Genomic DNA, 1,748 nt, shown 5'->3' with positions numbered 1-1,748 from the left:
TCTGGACGGCCTGCTGTTCGCCTGCCTGGGCCTGTGGGCCTATGTGCATGCCGTGCAGCGGGCTCAATGGCGCTGGGCCGTTCTGGCAGCGGGGTTCTACCTGCTGTCCACGCTGTGCAAGGAGGTGTATGTCCCCTGGGTGGCGTTGACCCTGCTGCTGCCGCTGCCTGCTGGCTCGCAGTCTGCGGCTGCAGGCTCGCCTGGGGCGGTGGGCTCGCCCTGGGGCATGGCGCGTTGGCGCTTCGCGTTGCCTACACTGGCCGTGGCGCTGGCGTATGCGGTGGTCCGCATCAGCGTTTTTTCAGGCATAGGGGGATACCATGGGAGTGCGCTGGGCGACTGGCGGGCCCTGCCCGTCTTCATTGGCAACCTGGCCCATATGCTGGCCCAGGGCCTGCTTGGAAGCGGTGCGCTGGGCATGGCCGCAATCCTGGCGTGCCTCGTGTGCCTGGTGGCGGGGGTTGCCGCACAATCCACGCCGCACCGCCGATGGATGCTGGTGGGCTTGGGCGCCGCTGCCGTGGTGATGGTCTTTCCGTTGCTTTTCGTGGTGCACCCGGGTGTGGATCTGATCGGGTATACGCGTTATCTCTGGGTGCCCTGGGTTGCCCTGTGCGTTCTCTGGAGCCTGAAGTGGCCCGCCCGCATTGCGCGCTGGCGCGCAGCCGCCCTGCTCGTTTTCGTGGCGGCGGTGGTGCAGCAGTCCATAGCCCAGCGCGAGCATGACCGTCCCGCCAACGCGGTGTTCGAGGCCCACTATGCATTCGCCCTGAATCCGCCGCCAGGCCAGATCCTGGTGCCTTACGAGTTCTTCTCGCCCATTTCCACAGTCACCCAGATCATGTACGCGCACGCAGCGCAGCAGCGCCTGGAGCCCGGCCGACTCCATCCCGAGCCAGCGCTGCTGCGCAAGGCGCCCGCCGATGCAGCCGAGCGCGCGCGCATCCGAACGTGGAATGACAAGTGCCTGTGCCTGGTGCCATTGGACAGCCTGCCGCCCGAGCAGCAGGAGGCCGTCATCCAATCCCAGCTGGCCAATGTCGGTCACGCTTTTTCCATGGACAAACCGCCCCCGCGCGTGGCGCATGGCTACGGCGGCTCCATCGACGCCATCACCGTCGAAGGCCGCCAGTTGCACATATCCGGATGGACTCCGACACTCGGAGCCGGCCGAAAAATGGTGATGGCTGTGCCCACCCCGGGTGCCCAGGTCAGCCTGGACGCATTGGTCAGCACAGAACGGCCCGACGTCGCGCAGTCCTTTCAGCGCCAAGACATGCTGCTGTCGGGGTTCGAGGCCATCCTGGGCTTTTCGGACGAACGCATGGCCCAGGCGGCCAGCAGGATGCGTTGTGCCATCGTCCTGGGCCACCTGCCGGGACAGGAGCACCAGTTCCTGCTGCTGCCCGTGAAGGGCAAGCAGGGCTGCAGCGATGCATTGATACCCGACGCGACCAGAGCGGAGGGGGGATGACCGCTGACGGCAAAGGGTTTGGGCGGCCAGGCCATCCGTGCCACCAAGCTGCCTGCGCCAAGCCGGCGCATGCAACAGGATGAAAATGCCGAACCAGACCAGAACACACCAAACCACATGGAAGCGCGATCTGGCAATGCTGGGTGCCTTGTGCCTGCTGACCTTCGCGCTGCACGGCAGCGCCCTGCAGGGCTACTGGCGCTGGGACGATGGCCTGCACCTGTTCAACGTGAGCATGTACAGCCCGTGGTCGTTGTTCTTCGACCCGCAGGTG

At 66.1% G+C, this 1,748-nt stretch carries 1 protein-coding gene; it reads left to right on the top strand.

Features of this window, described 5'->3' with window-relative positions; all coding sequences use genetic code 11:
* Positions 1–1,474, top strand: a 1,474-nt coding sequence (locus ASE31_RS32150; protein WP_162261439.1) for a hypothetical protein, incomplete at its 5' end; no start/stop codon positions are given.
* Positions 1,475–1,748 lie beyond the last annotated feature (274 nt).

Origin of the sequence: Acidovorax sp. Root217 (genome assembly GCF_001428645.1) — a bacterium.
In the GTDB taxonomy this organism is placed as follows: domain Bacteria; phylum Pseudomonadota; class Gammaproteobacteria; order Burkholderiales; family Burkholderiaceae_C; genus Acidovorax.
The sequence above is the reverse complement of the archived record's forward strand: the minus strand, read 5'-3'. Positions and strand labels throughout refer to the sequence as shown.